This is a genomic window from Streptomyces sp. NPDC049687 (assembly GCF_044465285.1).
In the GTDB taxonomy this organism is placed as follows: Bacteria; Actinomycetota; Actinomycetes; order Streptomycetales; family Streptomycetaceae; genus Streptomyces.
In genome coordinates, this window is the sequence record NZ_JBITLN010000026.1 from 18,472 (window position 1) to 35,548 (window position 17,077).

A 17,077-nucleotide genomic window follows, 5' to 3' on the forward strand; every position below is an offset into this window, starting at 1 on the left:
GCACCTCACAGGCCGCGGCCCGTACCCCGGTCGGCGGGGGTACGGGCCGTGTGGGGGCTCAGGTGGTGACGGTGTGGCGGCGGTCGGCTCCGAAGTCCATGGCGTGCTGGACCACGCCGACCAGGACGTCCCTGACCGATCGCCGGTCACGGGCATCACACAGGATGACGGGTACGTCGTCGTCGAGGTCGAGGGCCCGGCGTACGTCCTCCTCGGGGTAACGGGCGGCTCCCTCGAAGCAGTTGACGGCGATGAGGAAGGGGATGGATCGGCGCTCGAAGTAGTCGACGCCGGCGAAGCAGTCCTCCAGTCGGCGGGTGTCGGCCAGGACGACGGCACCGAGCGCGCCCTCGGAGAGCTCGTCCCACATGAACCAGAACCGTTCCTGGCCGGGCGTGCCGAACAGGTAGAGCACCAGGTCCTCGCGCAGGGTGATGCGCCCGAAGTCCATGGCGACGGTGGTGGTGTGCTTGCGCTCGACGCCGGTGAGGTCGTCGACCGGGCGGCCGGCCTCGGTGAGGTACTCCTCGGTGCGCAGCGGCCTGATCTCGCTGACGGCGCCGACGAGGGTGGTCTTGCCCACCCCGAAACCGCCGGCGACCAGGATCTTGAGCGTGACGGGCTCGACCGGGGGCTTGCCGCGCTCAGAGCGCCCGAAGATCATCGATCACTTCTCCTGCTTGATGGCTTGAAAGGGGGTGTGGGGCGGTGGGCCGTAGCCTCCGCCACCGGGTGTCTCGACGACGAGTACGTCGCCGGGGCCGACGTCCACGGAGTCGCTGCCGCCGAGTTCGAGGACGGTGCCGTCCGCGCGCTCCACCCGGTTGGCGCCCAGCGCGCCGGGTGCCCCGCCCGCCATGCCGTACGGGGGGACCCGGCGGTGCTGGGAGAGGGTGGAGACGGTCATGGGCTCGTGGAAACGAATGCGGCGGACGGCGCCGTCCCCGCCCTGCCATTGTCCGGCACCGCCGCTGCCGTACCGGACGGCGAACTCGTCCAGTTGTACCGGAAGTCGCCATTCGAGGACTTCGGGGTCGGTCAGGCGGGAGTTGGTCATATGGGTCTGGACAACGCTCGCGCCGGGGAAGCCGTCGCCGGCGCCGGATCCGGAGGCGACCGTCTCGTAGTACTGGTGGCGCTCGTTTCCGAAGGTGACGTTGTTCATGGTGCCGGAGCCCTCGGCCTGGACCCCCAGGGCCGCGTAGAGGGCGCCGGTGATCGCCTGGGACGTCTCGACGTTGCCGGCGACGACGGCGGCGGGCGGTTCCGGCGCGAGCAGGGAGCCGTGCGGCACGATGATTTCCAGGGGGCGCAGACAGCCGTCGTTGAGAGGAATCTCGTCGGCGACGAGGGTGCGGAAGACGTAGAGGACGGCCGCGTTGACGACCGAATAGGGGGCGTTGAAGTTCGTGTCCAGCTGCGGTGACGTACCTGTGAAATCGACGGTGGCGGAGCGGTTTGCGCGGTCCACGCGCACGCGTACGCGGATGACGGCACCCGAGTCGGTCTCGTAGCCGTACTCGCCGTCGTCGAGGGCCTCGATGACGCGGCGCACCGCTTCCTCAGCGTTGTCCTGGACGTGTCGCATGTACGCCTGCACGACGTCGAGCCCGAAGTTCTCGATCATGCGGGCCACTTCGTCGACGCCCTTCTGGTTGGCGGCGATCTGGGCGCGCAGGTCGGCCAGGTTGGTTCCGGGATTGCGGGAGGGGTGGGGCGCATCGGTGAGCCGGCGAAGGGTCTCCTCCTCGCGGAAGCGCCCGGCCTCGGTCAGGAGCCAGTTGTCGAAGAGGACGCCTTCCTCCTCGATGGTGCGGCTGTCGGCGGGCATGGAGCCGGGGGCGATGCCGCCGATCTCGGCGTGGTGGCCCCGGGAGGCGACGTAGAAGAGGATCTCGCGGTCACTCTCCGTGTCGCCGCCGTGCCGGGCGTCGAAGACCGGAGTGATCACGGTGACGTCGGGCAGGTGGGTGCCGCCGTGGTACGGGTCGTTGACCGCGTAGGTGTCTCCGGGCCGCATCAGTGCGCCGCGGCGGCGGATGACCTCCTTGACGCTGGTGCCCATGGAACCCAGGTGGACGGGGATGTGCGGGGCGTTGGCCACCAGATTCCCGTCCGGATCGAAGAGGGCGCAGGAGAAATCGAGGCGCTCCTTGATGTTGACCGACTGGGCCGTGGACTCCAGACGCGCGCCCATCTGTTCGGCGATGGACATGAAGAGGTTGTTGAAGACCTCGAGAAGAACGGGATCGGCTTTCGTGTCGAGTTCGGAACTCTCTGTAGTCGTGGTGCGTTCCATCACCAGATGCCCGTCGTGGGTCGTCGCGGCCTCCCAGCCGTCGTCGACCACGGTCGTGGCGCCGGCCTCCGTGATGATCGCGGGGCCGGTGACGGACTCGCCAGGAGGGAGATCCCCGCGGCGGTGAAGGGGGACGTCGCGCCAGGCGCCGCCGGTGTGGAGGCGGACCGTCTCGGGCGCGGCCGCACGGCCCTCGTACGGGGCGAGGGCGGACAGATCGGGGGGTCGGGTGATGCCGGTGGCTTCCACGGAGAGCGCTTCTACGACGATCGGGCGGTCGAGCGTGAAGGAGTACGTGGCGCGATGACGTTCTTCGAAGGCTTGCCTCATCGTCGCGGGTTCGGTGAGCTCGACGGTGAGGGTGGTGTCGGTGCCGTCGTAGCGCAGCTGTGCGCGGCGGGTGATGCGGATGCGTTCGTCGGGGACGTCCTCGGCACGGAGTTCGGCGCGGGCCGAGCCCGCGAGGTCGTCGGCGGTCTTGAGGATGCCGGGCATGGCGGCGGCTTCGAGGTGCGCCTCGACCGACTGTTCGCGCATGGCGGTGGTGTCGGCGAGACCGATGCCGAGCGCGGACAGGACACCGGCCATGGGCGGCACGAGGACGGTGCGGATGCCGAGGGAGTCGGCGACCATGCACGCGTGCTGGCCGCCGGCGCCGCCGAAGGTCGTGAGGGCGTAGCGGGTGACGTCGTGGCCCTTCTGTACGGAGATCCGCTTCACCGCGTTGGCGATGTTGGCCACGGCGATCTGCAGAAAGCCCTCGGCGACCTGCTCGGGTGTGCGGTCGTCCCCGGTCTCAGCGCGGATCTCGCGCGCGAGGGCGGTGAAGCGGTCGTGGACGAGGGCGCCGTCCAGGGGCTGGTCGCCGTCGGGGCCGAAGACCTCGGGGAAGTGGGTGGGCTGGATACGGCCGAGCATCACATTGGCGTCGGTGACGGCGAGCGGGCCGCCGCCGCGGTAGCTGGCCGGCCCCGGGTCCGCGCCGGCCGAGTCCGGCCCCACACGGTAGCGGGAGCCGTCGAACCGCAGGACGGAGCCACCGCCCGCGGCGACGGTGTGGATGTCCAGCATGGGGGCGCGCAGCCGGACGCCCGCGATCTGCGTGGTGAAGACGCGTTCGTACTCGCCCGCGAAGTGCGAGACGTCGGTGGAGGTGCCCCCCATGTCGAAGCCGATGACGCGGTCGAAACCGGCGAGCTGGGACATCCGGGCCATGCCTACGATGCCGCCCGCGGGCCCGGACAGGACGGCGTCCTTGCCGCGGAACTGGTTCGCCTCGGCGAGCCCGCCGTTGGACTGCATGAACATCAGACGTACGCCGCGCAGTTCGTCGGCGACATGGCGGATGTAGCGGCGCAGCACGGGCGACAGGTAGGCGTCGACCACGGCGGTGTCCCCGCGCGGGACGAGTTTCATGAGGGGGCTGACCTCGCTGGAGAGCGAGATCTGCGGGAAGCCGGTCCGGGCCGCCAGCCGCCCGACGGCCTGCTCGTGGGCGGGGTGGAGGTGACTGTGCATGCAGACGACGGCCACGGCCCGGATCCCGTCGTCGTAGGCCTCCCGAAGAGGTCCGACGAGGGCGTCCAGATCGGGGGCGCGCAGGACGGTGCCGTCGGCGGCGATGCGCTCGTCGACCTCCACGACCCGCTCGTACAGCAGATCCGGGAGGTCGATCCGGCGGGCGAAGATGTGCGGGCGGTTCTGGTAGGCGATCCGCAGGGCATCTCGGAAGCCCCGGGTGATGACGAGAAGGGTGCGTTCACCCGTGCGTTCCAGCAGGGCGTTGGTGGCGACCGTGGTGCCCATGCGGACGACCTCGACGGGGTCGCGCGAGTCCGCCAGCAGGGCGCGGACACCGGCGACGGCGGCGTCGGCGTACCGCGCGGGGTTGTCCGACAGCAGTTTGTGCGTCAGCAGCCGACCGTCCGGGCGGCGCGCGACGATGTCGGTGAAGGTACCGCCCCGGTCCACCCAGAACTGCCAGCCGGTCACGTGCTCACCTCGCTTCCGCGCTGCTCACAGCGCCCGGAGGCCGTTGATCACATCGCGCAGAATACTCTCGTCGACCAGTTCGGCCGGGGGTACGGGCCGGTTCACATGGACGAATTCCGCATCCACGAGGTCTCCGACGAGGACCCGTACCACGCCGATGGGCAGGTCGAGCTCCGCGGAGAGCTCGGCGACCGACTGCGGCGCTTCCCGGCACAGGTCCACGATGTCCACGTGCTCCGGGGAGAGCGAGTGGTCGGCCTCGGGGTCGTCCGCGTGGGGCTCGGCGACTACCACAGCGATCAGATCGAGGCGGTGCTGGACCGCACTGGTGGTGCGGCCACGCGTCATGGCGTACGGACGGACGACCGGTCCGGCCTCGTCGTCGAACCAGTGGCTGCTTCCCTGACCGTCTGTGCTCATGCCATCCCACTACCCGCCAAGGGGCAGATCGGTGCGCGGCGCGGTGCCCAGATGTACGCCTACCCGCTTGACCAGGAGGGTCATCTCGTAGGCCACCTGCCCCACGTCCGAGTCGGCATCCGAGAGGACGGCCAGGCAACTGCCGTCGCCGGCGGCCGTGACGAACAGGAAGGCGTCGTCGAGTTCGACGACGGTCTGGCGGACGCTGCCGGCCTCGAAGTGGCGGCCCACGCCTTTGGCGAGGCTGTGGAATCCGGAGGCGACGGCGGCCAGGTGCTCGCTGTCCTCCCTGGTCAGGTCCCGGGACGCGCCCGTCGCCAGACCGTCGCCGGAGAGCACGACGGCCTTGCGGATGCTGGCGACCCGGTCGACGAGTTCGTCGAGGAGCCAGTTCAGCTCGCCGTTGTTGGTCGTGGTGTGGCCGGTCGCCTTCGGTGCGGTCATCGACCGTCCCCCTTAGTCGTTCGTTGTGGTGCTGTGCCGCTGTGGGCGTCGTCGCCCGCGGCGTTCTCCACGCGGCCGCGCTGCCAGCCGCGCTGCAGCGAGGCCATGCGGCTGCGTACTTCATCGGCGTCCCGGTCCTCGGGGTCGGAGCGGTTCTCCGCGCGCGGTGCCGGGCCCTGCCGCAGTTGCGGGGCCAGATTCGCCTGCCGTACCCGCCGGGGCAGCGCTCCCGGCGTGGAGCGGGTGTCATGAGGTCCGCCGCCAGGGATGCGGTCCTCGGGGGCGCCCTCTCGCGGGTCGGACGTCGAGTCCTCGTGTACGGCCGTCGGGTTTTCCTGGCCGCCGGCCGTGGCCTGGCGGGTGCGGCGCGGGAGGGCGGAAGGGTGCGACGGTTCGTCGGTAACGCGTCCAGGAGAGCCCGTCGGCGCAGGGGGCTCGGTCGCGCCGAGGCTTCGCGGGATCTGCGCCCCGCCGCCCCGGCGGCGCGACGGCAGGGGTGCCGGCCCGTCGGTCTCCGGCCGGCGCGGTCCGGGTCGCTGCGAGAGCTCGTCGGCTTCCTCCGTGCGCCGGGACCGCTGGTCGGTGACCGGGCGGCCGTGCGAGCTCACCAGCTTGGGAGTGCGACGGCTGGGGAGCGGTACGGGGGCGGCCGGGTCGTCGGTGCCGGGGGCGGGCTCGCCAGTGCCCGGGAGCCTGCCGTGCTGCTCGCCGGCGGCAACGGCCGGGGCGTCCTCCGGGCGGGTGAGGGAGCGGCGCGCCCGGAACAGGCCCCCGTCCTCGTCCGCCTCGTCCAGGGGTGCCGGGAAGTCACCGAGGGCGTCCAGGCCGACAGGTGCCTCCAGTTCGACGGGGCCGCCCAGAAGGGCTGCGGGCATCCCGGGGAGGTGCACCGAGGGGGAGACCGCGGTCTCGTGGCTCTCCGCGGACTCGGCCGCCTTCGGAGCCCGGGGACGGTCGAGGCGGAAGCCGATGCCGTTGGTGTCCGGGACGTCGTCGGTCAGAAGGGCGTCCGGGATGAAGACGACGGCGGTGGTCCCGCCGTAAGGGGAGGGCTGCAGGGAGACCCGGACGTTCTGGCGCTGGGCGAGGCGGCTGACCACGAACAGTCCGAGCCGGTCGGTGTCGGACAGCTCGAACTCCGGAGTCTCCGCGAGCCGGAGATTGGCCTCCAGGAGCGCTTCGGGCGCCATGCCGAGGCCACGGTCGTGGATCTCCAGGGTGAACCCGTTGGCGACGCGCTCGCCCAGGACCTGGACGGCGGTGTGCGGCGGGGAGAACACCGTGGCGTTCTCCAGCAGTTCGGCCACGAGGTGGGTGAGGTCGGCGACGGCGGGACCGGTGACGGCGAGGCGGGGCAGGCGGCGCACCTCGATGCGCTCGTAGTCCTCGACCTCGGCGACGGCGGCCCGCACGATGTCCATGAGCTGGACGGGCTTGCGCCACTGCCGGGAGGGGGCGGCTCCGGAGAGAATCACCAGGCCCTCGGCGTGCCGGCGCATACGGGTGGTGAGGTGGTCGAGCCGGAAGAGGTCGGCGAGTTCCTCGGTGTCCTCGGTGCGCCGCTCCATGGTGTCGAGCAGGGTGAGCTGCTTGTGCAGCAGGACCTGGCTGCGGCGGGCGAGGTTGACGAAGACCTCGGAGACGCCGGCGCGCAGCTCGGCCTGTTTCACCGCCGCCTCGACGGCGGCGCGCTGGAGGGTGTTGAGTGCCTGGCCGACCTCGCCCATCTCGTTCTTGTCGTACTCCAGCCGCGGCACCTCGGTCTCCACGTCGACCTGCTCGCCCGCGGAGAGGCGGCGCATCACGCTGGGGAGCCGTACACCGGACGCCTCGTGTGCGTCCAGCCGCAGTTGGCGCAGGTCGCGGACGAGGCCGCGGCCGATGCGTACGGACAGCACCAGGGACAGGAGCAGGGCGACCAGGCCGAGCACTCCGGCGACGACCACCTTGACGATGACCTCGATCGCCACCGGCCGGACACGGTCCTGGTAGCGGTCGTTGGCCTGTTCGTCCAGGGTGCCGAGCTCTTGGAGGACGTTTCCGGCCGCGGTGTCCCAGTTCTTGGCGGTCACGCCACGTGGCATGCCGCCGGGTGTGGTGGCGACGACGGCCTGTTCGGCCGTGCGCAGCGGCGCGGTGGTGGCGTTCTTCCAGAAGCTCTCGTAGCGTTCACGCTCGGCGGTGGGCAGCTGGGCGAGGCTGATGGCATAGACGATGTCGCGCTGCGCCTCGAGGTCGGAGACGTCGCGGATCTCCTCGCGGCTGAGCCTGCCGACGACCAGGGCGGAGCCGAGCATGGCGTCTTCCTGGGAGAGCAGTTCACGGGCGCGGGCGACGCTGACAAGGGCCCGGTACTGCTTGTCCATCTCCACACTGTCGACCACGTCCAGCTTGGCCAGCAGGGCGTAGCACGGGGCGATGAGCTGGTTGTAGAGGTCCAGGGCCTGAGCCCGGGTGACGGTGCCCTCCTCGACACTGCGGCGCAGGGAGTCGAGGCCGTCGTAGGCGTCGAGCACCGCGGTGAGGCCGTCGCCGTCGTCCTGGTCCAGGACCTCGTGGACATCGGCGTCCTGGGCGTTGCGACGGATCTCGGCGAGTGCCTTGTCCGTGGCGGTCCGGGAGCGCCGCAGCGTGGAGAGCGCGTCGGAGGCGCGGGGGTCGGCGAGGTAGACGAGGGTCTGGCGGCGTTCCTGCTGGACGACGCGGACCGTGTCCTCGATGGGGTAGCCGACCTTCTCCACCACGGCGGACACGGTGAACAACCGGCTCGCCTCACGGCCCGTCAGTACCGTGGCGAAGCCCCAGATGGCGGTCAGGGACACCAGCGGCACGAGAAGCAGCGCCACGATCTTCCGGCGGATCGACTTCCCGCGAAAGCGCATGGACTCCCCCAGCTCGAACCCCCACCGGCAGGGGGTACGCATGTGCGTCAACAAACGGCGCGAGCCTACTACCGACGCACAGTTAACTCGAAGAGCCGTCCGGAAGCCGAACTTCCGCACCGGCGCCGAGACGTGGGGAGTTGTCGGGGTATTACGGGAGATTGCCTCCCCGATTCCGGCCTTGTCGACAAGACCGGAACCCATCGGCCCCCACGGCGACTTGGCCAGAATTTTTCGTAACTTGGGAATCTTCGCGGTGTCTCACCCGTCCTACACATTGGGAATCAGGGGCGGAATCGGCCACAGGAGCCGCAGGCCGCACCTGGGCGGCGTAAAACAGAGCAAGCCGGGCAGCCACAGGGGAGCCGGGCCTTCGGCCCGGAAATGAGCGGTCTGCTGTCGGCGGTGGGGAGTGACACGTTGATGGGCACGGCGGAGCGGCGCGTGGCGCCCGAAGAGGGTGTGGCCGGGCGCGGTACGGCGCTGCAGGATCCCGAACAACCGGATCGCGACATTCCGGTGGAGGGACGCGGCACCGGCTGGAAGGACGGCACCAAGGGTGCGGCCATCCCGGCGCAAATGCGTTCGGCCTACCGGCCGTTGTGGGTCGAGGAGCCCGCGCGGCGACGCCGGATGCCCGACCCGGTACGTAGGGCGGCGGTGCGGGCGGTGCTCATCATCGCCGTGACGCTGCTTCAGGCGATGGTGGCGTTCCTGTGCACCCTCGCCGAGTCCTGGCTGGCCTTTCCCATGGTGATCAGCAGTGTGGTCAGCACGGTGGTGGCCACTTGGTCGGCACTGGACGTCTGGGTGACCCGCCAGGTGTGGAACCAGCGCAACGGCGTGGTGTCGACGCCGAGCAGCACCGCCCGGTCGCTGCGCCGTGAGCGCCGCGTGGCCCGGCGGCAGGCCAGGGCCGCCGAGCGGGCGCAGGAGCGGATAGGCAGGCAGGGCGGCACCGGCCGGCTGTCCCACCCCTGAGGCCGGCCGGCGACACGGTCCCCGCGCCCCTACCGGGCGCAGGGCACCCTGCCGGTCAAGGGGCGCTCGGGTCCGGGCGTTTGTACATCCGGGTCGCCGTGATCTCGCTGTGCACCGCCTCGCCCGCCTGAGGCTGCTGGGGCAGTCCTGGGCGGAGGTGCTCCTCGACGCTGATGTACTTCAGGCCCGCCCTGAGGTCGGCGTCGTTGCGCAGCCGGATGACGAGCGGGAACTCCGCCAGGGCCGTCGTGTCGAACAGGCCGGTGGTGTACAGCAGTTGCACACCCAGCGCGTCCGACACGGCCCGCTGCAGCTCCAGCAGATAGGTCGCGTTGGCGCGGCCGATGGGGTTGTCGAGGAACAGTGTGCCGGCGTGGCGGTGCTTGTCCCTGCCCCGGTCGTTCGAGCGCAGTGCCGCCATCGTGCAGTACAGGGCGATGGCCGCGGTGAGCAGCTGGCCGCCGGAGAACACATCGCCCATCTGCCCGACGGGCACGCGCTCCGCACGCAGTACGGCGTCCGGCTTGAGGATCTCGACGGCGACGCCCTTGGGCTGGAGCGCGGCGGCGACGCCCCGCAGCAGGAGCGACATGCCGTCGCGCCGCAGGTCGGAGTTCTTCTTCACGGCCGCCCGGGTCGCGTCGTCGATTACCTCGCCGAGCCGCTCGGTGAGGGTGGCCTGGTCGGGCTCCTCGAAGCGGATGCGCAGGAACTCCTGGCCGGACCACTCGCCCAGCCCCTCGGGCAGGCGTGACAGCCGCTGGGCGGAGCGGAGGGTCGCGAGCGCGGACTCGACGAGGCCTCGCAGCCGGTCCACGATCGAGTCCCGGTTGCGCTCCAGCTGCTCCAACTCGTCGGTCAGCACCCGCAGTCGGGGCGCGAAGGCGTCCGCCCACTTCTGGGCGTGCTCGGGCAGGGCGGAGGCGGGCAGCTCGCGGATCTGTTGCCGGGCAGGTGTACGAACCTGCTCGTAGCGCGTGGAGTTGGCGTGCCGAACGAGCACGTCGCCGGCCTCGCGTACGGCGGACTCGGCGGCGGAGAGGTCGGCGGCGCAGCCGCGTAGCGAGCGGCGGGCTTCGGCGGCCGACTGGCGGGCCTCCTCCAAGGTGCCGGGGTAGGGCTCGGGCGCCTCCTGCTCGTCCTCCGGGGCGTGCTCGCGCAGGAGGTCTCGGAGCATCGCGGCGATCTCGTCGAAGCCGCCGGCCGCGTCCTCGGCGGCCCGGTGCGCGTCCAGCAGTTCGGTGTGTGCCTCTCGGGCCTGGGCCAACGCCTCGGTGCGGGAGGTGAGTTCGGCCGTGGCCGTGCGCAGCAGTGCCTGGGCGTGCTCGGCGTCGCGCGGCTGGAGCTCCTCCGGCAGCTCGGTGTGGGCGTCGCCGTCCTCGGGCGCGTGCCGCTCGGCCTCGCCGCGCAGCCGCCCGAGCTGTTCGCTGGCGGTGGACACGCGGGTCTCCAGGAGCTGTACGAGCTCCTCCGCACGCGCGGCCGCGGCCTGCCGGGACGGCCCGTCGGAGCCGTCGGGGGACTGGAGCAACTGCTCGGCGCGGGTGCGGACCTTGTTGCTGAGCCGGTCCAGTTCGGCGCGGGCGGCGCTCTCGTCGCTCTCCGCGCGTGCCTGCTCGGCGCGCAGGTCGGCGCCGACGCCGACCTTCTCGTAGAGCTGGGAGGCGGCGCGGTAGGCCTCGCGGAGGGCGGGCAGGGACGACTTCGGCGCGTCCGTGTCGTCCTCCGGTACGTCGTCGGGGGCCCCGGCGATCTCGGAGCGCTCGGCGCGCAGCGCACGGGCGGTGCGGCGGGCGTCGTCGGCGGCGCGCTGGGCGGCGCGGCGGTCCTCGTCCGCGGCGCGGGCGTGCTCCAGGCAGGCCTGGGCGCGGGCCTCCGACTCGGCGGCCTCGTCGGCGAGTTCCCGCAGCTTGACCTGCCAGCCCGCCCGCTCGCGCAGCCGGAAGGCGAGCCCGGCGAGGGCGTCGGCGGCGCGTCGGGCCTTCTGGGCGGCCTCCTGCTTCTCGTCGCGGACCTGTGCGGCCTCGGCGGCGGCCTCGTCCGCCTCGGCGCGCACGGTCCGTGCCTCGGCGAGCTCGGCCTCGGACTCCTCGGCGAAGGCGCGCGCCTCCTCGGCGGTACGGGCGAGTTCGGTGAGCCGCCCCGCCGGGCAGCCCGTGCGCCAGGAGGCGAGGCGGGCGGCCAGTTCCCGGTCCTTGCCGAGCCGCGCCGCGAGCCGGCGGATGTCCTCGTCCCGCTCGGTCGCCCGCGCGCGCAGCGCCTGCCGCTCTTCGTCGGCGGCGTGCTCGTCGTGCATGGCCGGGTTCGGCGGTACCAGGAAGACGTCACCGCTCTGGGCATCGGCGGCCGGGGGCGGTGCGAGCAGGGCGGCGGCCGTGCCGACCGCGACGGCCGAGCGGGGCAGCAGCGCGGCGCCGCTGAGGGCGTCACGCGCGCGTGCGTGCGAGTCGGGGTCGGTGATGATCACGCCGTCGACCAGCTCGGGGCGGGCGGCGAGCACGCGCGCGTGGTCGGCGGGGTCGACGGCCTGGGCGAGGTAGCGCCACCCGGGCAGGGCGGGGATACCGTGCTCGCCGAGGAACTCGACGGTGGCCAGCACGTCGGGGCCGGGCGGCAGCAGCCCGCCGTCGCCGAGCGCGCCGAGGATGCGGGAATCGTCGGCGGCCGCGGTGCGCAGTTCGAAGAGCTGGCGTTCGGCGGAGGAGACGGCGTCGTCGAGGAGTTCGCGCAGTTCGCCGGCGCAGCGGTCGAGGTCCTCCGGGGTCAGGGAGGGGCCGTCGGCGCTGTCGCCGTCCTGCCGGGGCTGCGGGATCGGCCCGCGCGCAGCACCGCCGGTGAGGCCGAGCAGCTCCGCCAGCCGTTCCTCGCCCGCCAGGGCCTCGGCGAGCCGGCGTTCCGCCTCGTACGAGCGCCGTGCGGCCGTCGCCGCGTCGGCCGCGCGGGCCGCGGTCAGCTCGGCGCGTGACTCGGCGGAGGCGGCCTCGCGGGCGTGCTCGGTGGCCCTGTGGGAGGCCTCACGGGCGGTGTCCCAGGCGGCCACGGCCGTCTTCTCGGCGTCGCTGGCGGCGAGGGCCGCGCGGGCGGGGTCCGCGTCGGGCGCGCTGTCGTCCAGCCAGCCCGCGCGGACGGCTTCGGCGGTCTCCTGCTCGACCTCCGCGAGCCGCTGGCGCAGATGCCCGATCTCGCTGCGGGCGCGCTGTGCCTCGGTCGCGGCGGAGGTGGAGTCCCGGTGGGCGGTCTCGCCGACCTCCTGGAGTGCGGCCGAGCGCTCCTCCTCCTCGTTGGCGAGGGCCTCGGCGCCCTCGGCGGCCGCGTGCAGGGCGCGTACGAGGTCGACGGCGGCCCTGGCGCGGGCGGCGAGGGCCGGGGCGGCGTCGCGCTCGGCCTCCTGGATCGCGGCGGACACGCGCGTGACGCGGTCGGAGGCGGCGCGGTGGCGCAGGACGGCCTCGGCGGCCTGCCAGGCGGCGTGCAGGGTGCGGGCGTCGGCGAGTTCGCGTTTCTGCGCGGCGGCGGACTTCTCCGCGGCGGCGAGCGCCAGAGAGGCGTGCCGGAAGGCGAGCTCGGCGGCGATCAGCGCGCTGCGCTCGCGTCCGCCCTCGGAGTGGGTGACGGCGTAGGCGGCGGCCGTGACCCGCTGGGCGAGGTCGGCGGCGCGTACCCGCTCCTGCAGGCCCCGGGCGGACAGCCGGCGGGCCAGCGTGCGGGTACGCCGCTCGGCGCCCGTGTGGATGTCACGCGCACGTGAGCGTGCCTCGGCGGCCTCCACGATCCGCCCGAGCAGGTCCACCGACCCGGCGGTGAAGTCCCGTTCGGCGATCAGCTCGGCACGGCGGCCCAGTTTGTTGCCGAAGCCGCTCACGAGGTCGGCGAGCCCGTCGGTGTCGCGCGTGTCCGTCACCGCTCGCAGCAGCAGGTCGGTGAAGTCGGAGTCCTTCTTGACCGCGAAGAGGCCGGCCGCCTCGCCCTCGTCGGCGTTCATCTCCCGCTGGTAGCGGAAGAGTTCGGGGTCGAGGCCGAGTTCGGTGAGGTGCTCGACCCACCGGTCGTGGATCTCCTCCCAGTGCACCTCCAGGTGCGGATACGCCTTCCCCGCCTCGGTGATCGCGTCCCGGAACCCCTTCATGGTGCGCCGCCGCCCCTGCGCGCCGGAGGCGCCCTCGACGGGCGGCCGTACGGCAGTGGACTCGGCGACGGGGAGGTTGTCGAGGCTGAGCCCGGGCCCGGGCCGGAACGAGTACCAGGCCTCCGCGAACTTACGTGGGTCGTTGGAGACCTGCCGTCCGCGCCACTCGCTGGCCTTGCCGACGACGACGCACTCGCCGGTCAGTACGTGCTGCCACTCCAGGGCCACATGCCCGCAGTCGTCGGCGAGCAGGAACTTGCGCAGCACGCCGGAGCTGGCGCCGCCGAGGGTGTTGCGGTGGCCCGGCAGCATCACCGAGAAGATCAGCTTGAGCAGGACGGACTTGCCGCCGCCGTTCTCCAGGAAGAGCACGCCGGCGGGTGCGGGCCGGCGCGGCGGGCCGACGGGCTCCTCCTCGAAGAACTCCGCCTGCATGGGGGCGGGGTCGGGCACGACGTCGCCGACGCCCCGCAGGTCAAGCACGGTGTCGGCGTAGCGCGCACCGGCAGGCCCGATGGAGTAGAGGCGGACCCGGGACAGCTCGTACATGGCGGACTCTCGTAAGTCTTCGGCAGATCAGGGGGGTGTAGAGCTTTGGCAGCCTTACGTGGCTTCGGCAGCTCTGCGGGGCTTCGGCAGCCTCAGGAGTGGAACGGCAGCCCGGCGTCGGCCACCAGCTCCAGGTCGTCGGTCTCCTCGGCGGGCAGCAGCGTCGGGGTGCCGTCGGTGACCGGGACGACGCCCAGTTCCAGCAGCTCGGCCATGGCGGCACCGCCGGCCATGTCCCGGACCTGGAGCTGGTAGCGGGCCGTCGTGCGGTACGTGCCGCCACTGTCGTCGCCGGTGCGCTGGAGGAAGCCGGAGTCGGTGAGGAAGGCGACGGCCTTGCCGACGATGCCGGTCGTCGAGCCGGCGAGTCTGCGGGCGTCCTTGGTGGCACCGGCGGCGCTGCGTCTGGCCCAGATCCGCCAGGCGGCCTCCAGGCCGGGCGCGTCGGTGGCAGGGTCGGTGTTCTCGCCCTGGGCCTCGGCGCGCTCCTCCAGCCGGCGGCAGGCCTGGCGCACGAAGGCGTCGACGCCGTTGACGCTGACGCGCCCGATGTACCCGTCGTCGGCGAGGTCCTCGGGTCGCGGGAACGCCATCGCGGCGACGGCGAGATGGGCGAGCCCGTGCAGGAAGCGGTCCCCGCCGTCGGCGGACGTGCGACGCGCGTAGTCCCCCATCCGCACGGCGAAGACCGAGTCCTCGGCGGCGGTGACGGCCATCCCCGCGCGCGGGGACACCTCCAGCACGACCAGTCCGAGCCCGGCGGCGACGGCGTCGGCGAGCCGCGCGAACGCCGGGTCCTCCCGGTGGCGCCGCAGCAGGTCCGCGTACTCCTGGTCACGCGCGGGCTGGAGTTTGGGCTGCAGCCCGAAGGCGACGAGCCGCGCCGCGTCGGCGGCGTCGGCGGGGGTGACGGGGGCGTTCACCGCCGGGGCGGGGGCCTCCGTGTCGCTCCACTCGACGTGCTCGGTCACGGCTTCGGCTCCTTGGTGTACTCGTGCTCGTTCATCAGGTTCCCGGCCCGGCTCATGCGGCCTCCGTGCGGTCGGCCGCCATCCCCGCGGCGTCCAGCAGAGCGGTGCCGACTATCAGGTCGGCTCCGCCGAACTCGGGGTCGTCCAGCTCCGTGCCGTCGTCCACGGCGAACAGGAGCTTCTCCTCGCCCTGCCGGTAAGCCGTGCCCACGGCCGGGCTGGCGGCGTGAACCGCCAAGAGTGCCACCAGGTACGGCAGTTCGAGGTCACCGGTGCGCCGCGCCTCCGCCAGGAGTCCCGACAGCCGCCGCGGCGCGTCGGCGGGCAGATCGAGCAACTCCTTGGCGACCGCCAGCTGTTCCTCGCTGAACCGGCTGTCGTCCGGGGTCGCGATGAGGTCTGGCTCCGGCATCTCGGCCCCCAGGTGCTCCCGCTCCACCGGCGGCGTCAGGAGCAGGTCGACCAGATCGCCCACCCGCACGGACACCGGTGTCCGGAACCCGGTCCCGCGCGCGAAGAACGCGTCGGTGACCCGGGCCGCCTGCTCCAGCGGCAACGGCAGCACGGGCGCGACGAGATGGCCGTAGAGATCTATCCCGGAGGACGTCATGGGCGTGGCGAAGGCCTGCCGGTCCTGTTCCGCGCGGAACAGCGGGCCGGCCTCCAGCAGCCGGGACTGCAGCTGGGTGTGCCTGCGGATGCAGTCCTTCACGATGTCGACGAGTTCGGCGGCGCGCCGCTTGTTCTCTGCGTCCTCGATCTCGTCGCGTGCCCGGCGGATGTTGGTGAGGATCGCGTTCTCGTGGCGATAGCGGTCCGCGACGTGGTCGAGGGCCTCGGCGATCATGTCGGGGACGGTGTTGAGCCAGTCCACCGCGCGGACGTTGCGCCGGGTCGCCTCCAGGGCTCGGCGGAGGGTCTCCGAGTACTGCACGGTGCGGTAGCGGGCCTGTTCGGCGGCGAGTTGGGCGTCGGCGAGCCGGCCGCGGCGGATCAGGACCTCCAGCTTGACCTCGGCGGCGATCTGCGCGCTGGTGACGTCGGTGTCGAGGGCTCCGACGAGGACGTTGACCGCCTCGTCCGTGGTCCGGAGGTAGACCGCTCCCCCGTGGCCGGGGACCTCCTCGAGCAGCTTGAAGTCGTAGTCGCGGCGCACATAGGTGCCGTCGGCCGCGAAGGTGCCGTACACGGCGCGGAAACCGCGGTCGACGCTGCCGACGTTGATCAGGTTCTCCAGGACCCAGCGGGCCACCCGCTCATGCTCGGCTGCGGGCCGCTGGGGGGCCTGTGCGGCGATGCGCGGGATGAGGCGGGCCACGATCTGGTCGTGGTCGGCGCCGGTGTCGAAGTCCATGTTCAAAGTGACGAGGTCGATGGCGGCGAGGGCGATCTCCGCCATGCCGTACACCGAGTACTCACCGGCGAGGTTGGCCTTGCGCACGTCGAGGTCGTGGATGGGCGCGGTGCAGGCGAGCGCGCGCAGCCGCCGCGCCAGTCCCTCGTCGGCGGCCGGGCCCGGAGCGGGGCGCGGCCCCGCGCTGAGCTGGGGCGGAACTCGGTCCGTCGATGCAGGCGAAGTCACGGTGCACAGAGTAGGTCCTCGGTCTGACAACAACCCAAACGACCGCAGATGCGACCGCCTCACCCGGCCGGGAGACGGGGTCAGGCGTCGCCCCCGCCACCAGCCCCTTCTCCCACCCGCCGCCGGTACACCTCGACGACCCGTTCCAGTGAGTCCTGGAGGTACACCTCGAGCAGTTTCTCCGCCTCGCCCCTGTCGCCGGCCTCCAGGGCCTGGAGGATCCGGCGGTTGCGCATGAGGTACGGCTCGTGCAGCCGCCGTGGGTCGTCGACGAGGTGGAAGGCGAGGCGCAGCTCGGCGAAGACGCTGCGCATCAGCTCGTCGGTGCGGGCGCTGGCGGCCAGGGCGACGAGTTCGCGGTGGAAGTGGATGTTGGCGGTACCCACTCGTTTCCAGTCATTCTCGACGGCCGCGACCTGGCCCTCGGTGACGGCCGCCCGGAGTGCGTCCAGGGCGTACGGCGGCTCGCCCAGCCCCCGCACGACGGCGCACTCGACGAGCGCGCGGGTGCGGTAGATGTCCTCGACGTCCTCGACGGTCAGGACCCGTACGAACACGCCCCGGTTCAGCTCGTGGACGAGCAGCCGTTCGTGCGTGAGCAGCCGGAACGCCTCGCGCAGCGTGTTGCGGGAGACGCCGAGCGCTCCGCCGATGCTGTCCTCCGACAGGCGCGTCCCCGGCGGGAAGAACCCGTCGGCGATACGGCTCCTGAGGATGTCCGAAACACGCTCGGCCGTGCTGGTGCGCCCCAGGAGGGCGCGGTCGTCGGCCAGTCCCGCCAGCTGCTCTGCCATGCCGGAATTCAACCGCAGAACACGAGAACGAAACAAC

The 17,077-nt window shown here is 72.4% G+C and carries 9 protein-coding genes and 1 pseudogene; 1 reads left to right on the forward strand and 9 read right to left on the reverse strand.

The features are described 5' to 3' along the window. Window positions 1–58: 58 nt before the first annotated feature. The 5 genes and pseudogenes from ACIBVL_RS41510 to ACIBVL_RS41530 form a co-directional block, all read right to left on the reverse strand. Window positions 59–664, reverse strand: a complete 606-nt coding sequence (locus tag ACIBVL_RS41510) for a GTP-binding protein (protein WP_399106166.1) — start codon at window positions 662–664, stop codon at window positions 59–61. Next, a pseudogene (locus ACIBVL_RS41515) lies at window positions 645–4,291 on the reverse strand (hydantoinase B/oxoprolinase family protein). The gene ACIBVL_RS41510 and the pseudogene ACIBVL_RS41515 overlap by 20 nt, the downstream one beginning before the upstream one ends. A 24-nt stretch (window positions 4,292–4,315) precedes the next feature. Next, complete coding sequence (locus ACIBVL_RS41520; protein ID WP_399106168.1) at window positions 4,316–4,711, reverse strand: DUF742 domain-containing protein; 396 nt, start codon at window positions 4,709–4,711, stop codon at window positions 4,316–4,318. Between the two features lie 9 nt (window positions 4,712–4,720). Beyond that, the gene (locus tag ACIBVL_RS41525; protein ID WP_399106170.1) at window positions 4,721–5,155 is read right to left on the reverse strand and encodes a roadblock/LC7 domain-containing protein; all 435 of its coding nucleotides are present in this window, start codon (window positions 5,153–5,155) and stop codon (window positions 4,721–4,723) included. Continuing rightward, complete coding sequence (locus ACIBVL_RS41530) at window positions 5,152–8,037, reverse strand: nitrate- and nitrite sensing domain-containing protein (protein ID WP_399106218.1); 2,886 nt, start codon at window positions 8,035–8,037, stop codon at window positions 5,152–5,154. The genes ACIBVL_RS41525 and ACIBVL_RS41530 overlap by 4 nt, the downstream gene beginning before the upstream one ends. A 384-nt stretch (window positions 8,038–8,421) precedes the next feature. Between ACIBVL_RS41530 and ACIBVL_RS41535 the strand changes: the two genes are divergently transcribed. Then, on the forward strand, window positions 8,422–9,018 hold the full coding sequence (locus tag ACIBVL_RS41535; RefSeq protein WP_399106172.1) for a hypothetical protein: 597 nt from the start codon (window positions 8,422–8,424) through the stop codon (window positions 9,016–9,018). A 55-nt stretch (window positions 9,019–9,073) separates the two neighbouring features. Here ACIBVL_RS41535 and ACIBVL_RS41540 read toward each other — a convergent pair whose 3' ends face one another. The 4 genes from ACIBVL_RS41540 to ACIBVL_RS41555 all read right to left on the reverse strand — a co-directional run bounded on the left by ACIBVL_RS41540 (window position 9,074) and on the right by ACIBVL_RS41555 (window position 17,040). After that, window positions 9,074–13,693, reverse strand: a complete 4,620-nt coding sequence (locus ACIBVL_RS41540; RefSeq protein ID WP_399106174.1) for a hypothetical protein — start codon at window positions 13,691–13,693, stop codon at window positions 9,074–9,076. 92 nt (window positions 13,694–13,785) lie between these two features. Next, window positions 13,786–14,664: a hypothetical protein gene (locus ACIBVL_RS41545; RefSeq protein WP_399106176.1), complete on the reverse strand. Its 879-nt coding sequence runs from the start codon at window positions 14,662–14,664 to the stop codon at window positions 13,786–13,788. A 52-nt stretch (window positions 14,665–14,716) separates the two neighbouring features. After that, a complete protein-coding gene (locus ACIBVL_RS41550) occupies window positions 14,717–16,246 on the reverse strand; it encodes a hypothetical protein (protein WP_399106178.1) in 1,530 nt (509 codons plus the stop codon). Between the two features lie 80 nt (window positions 16,247–16,326). Beyond that, entirely contained in the window at window positions 16,327–17,040 is a 714-nt protein-coding gene (locus ACIBVL_RS41555; protein WP_399106180.1) for a GntR family transcriptional regulator, read from the reverse strand. Window positions 17,041–17,077: the final 37 nt, after the last annotated feature.

Excerpts from the sequence above, each read along its gene's own strand:
- ACIBVL_RS41555 (WP_399106180.1), bottom strand. The coding sequence starts at position 17,040 with ATGGCAGAGCAGCTGGCGGGACTGGCCGACGACCGCGCCCTCCTGGGG.
- ACIBVL_RS41535 (WP_399106172.1), top strand. The coding sequence starts at position 8,422 with ATGAGCGGTCTGCTGTCGGCGGTGGGGAGTGACACGTTGATGGGCACG.
- ACIBVL_RS41520 (WP_399106168.1), bottom strand. The coding sequence starts at position 4,711 with ATGAGCACAGACGGTCAGGGAAGCAGCCACTGGTTCGACGACGAGGCC.
- ACIBVL_RS41525 (WP_399106170.1), bottom strand. The coding sequence starts at position 5,155 with ATGACCGCACCGAAGGCGACCGGCCACACCACGACCAACAACGGCGAG.
- ACIBVL_RS41510 (WP_399106166.1), bottom strand. The coding sequence starts at position 664 with ATGATCTTCGGGCGCTCTGAGCGCGGCAAGCCCCCGGTCGAGCCCGTC.
- ACIBVL_RS41530 (WP_399106218.1), bottom strand. The coding sequence starts at position 8,037 with ATGCGCTTTCGCGGGAAGTCGATCCGCCGGAAGATCGTGGCGCTGCTT.
- ACIBVL_RS41540 (WP_399106174.1), bottom strand. The coding sequence starts at position 13,693 with ATGTACGAGCTGTCCCGGGTCCGCCTCTACTCCATCGGGCCTGCCGGT.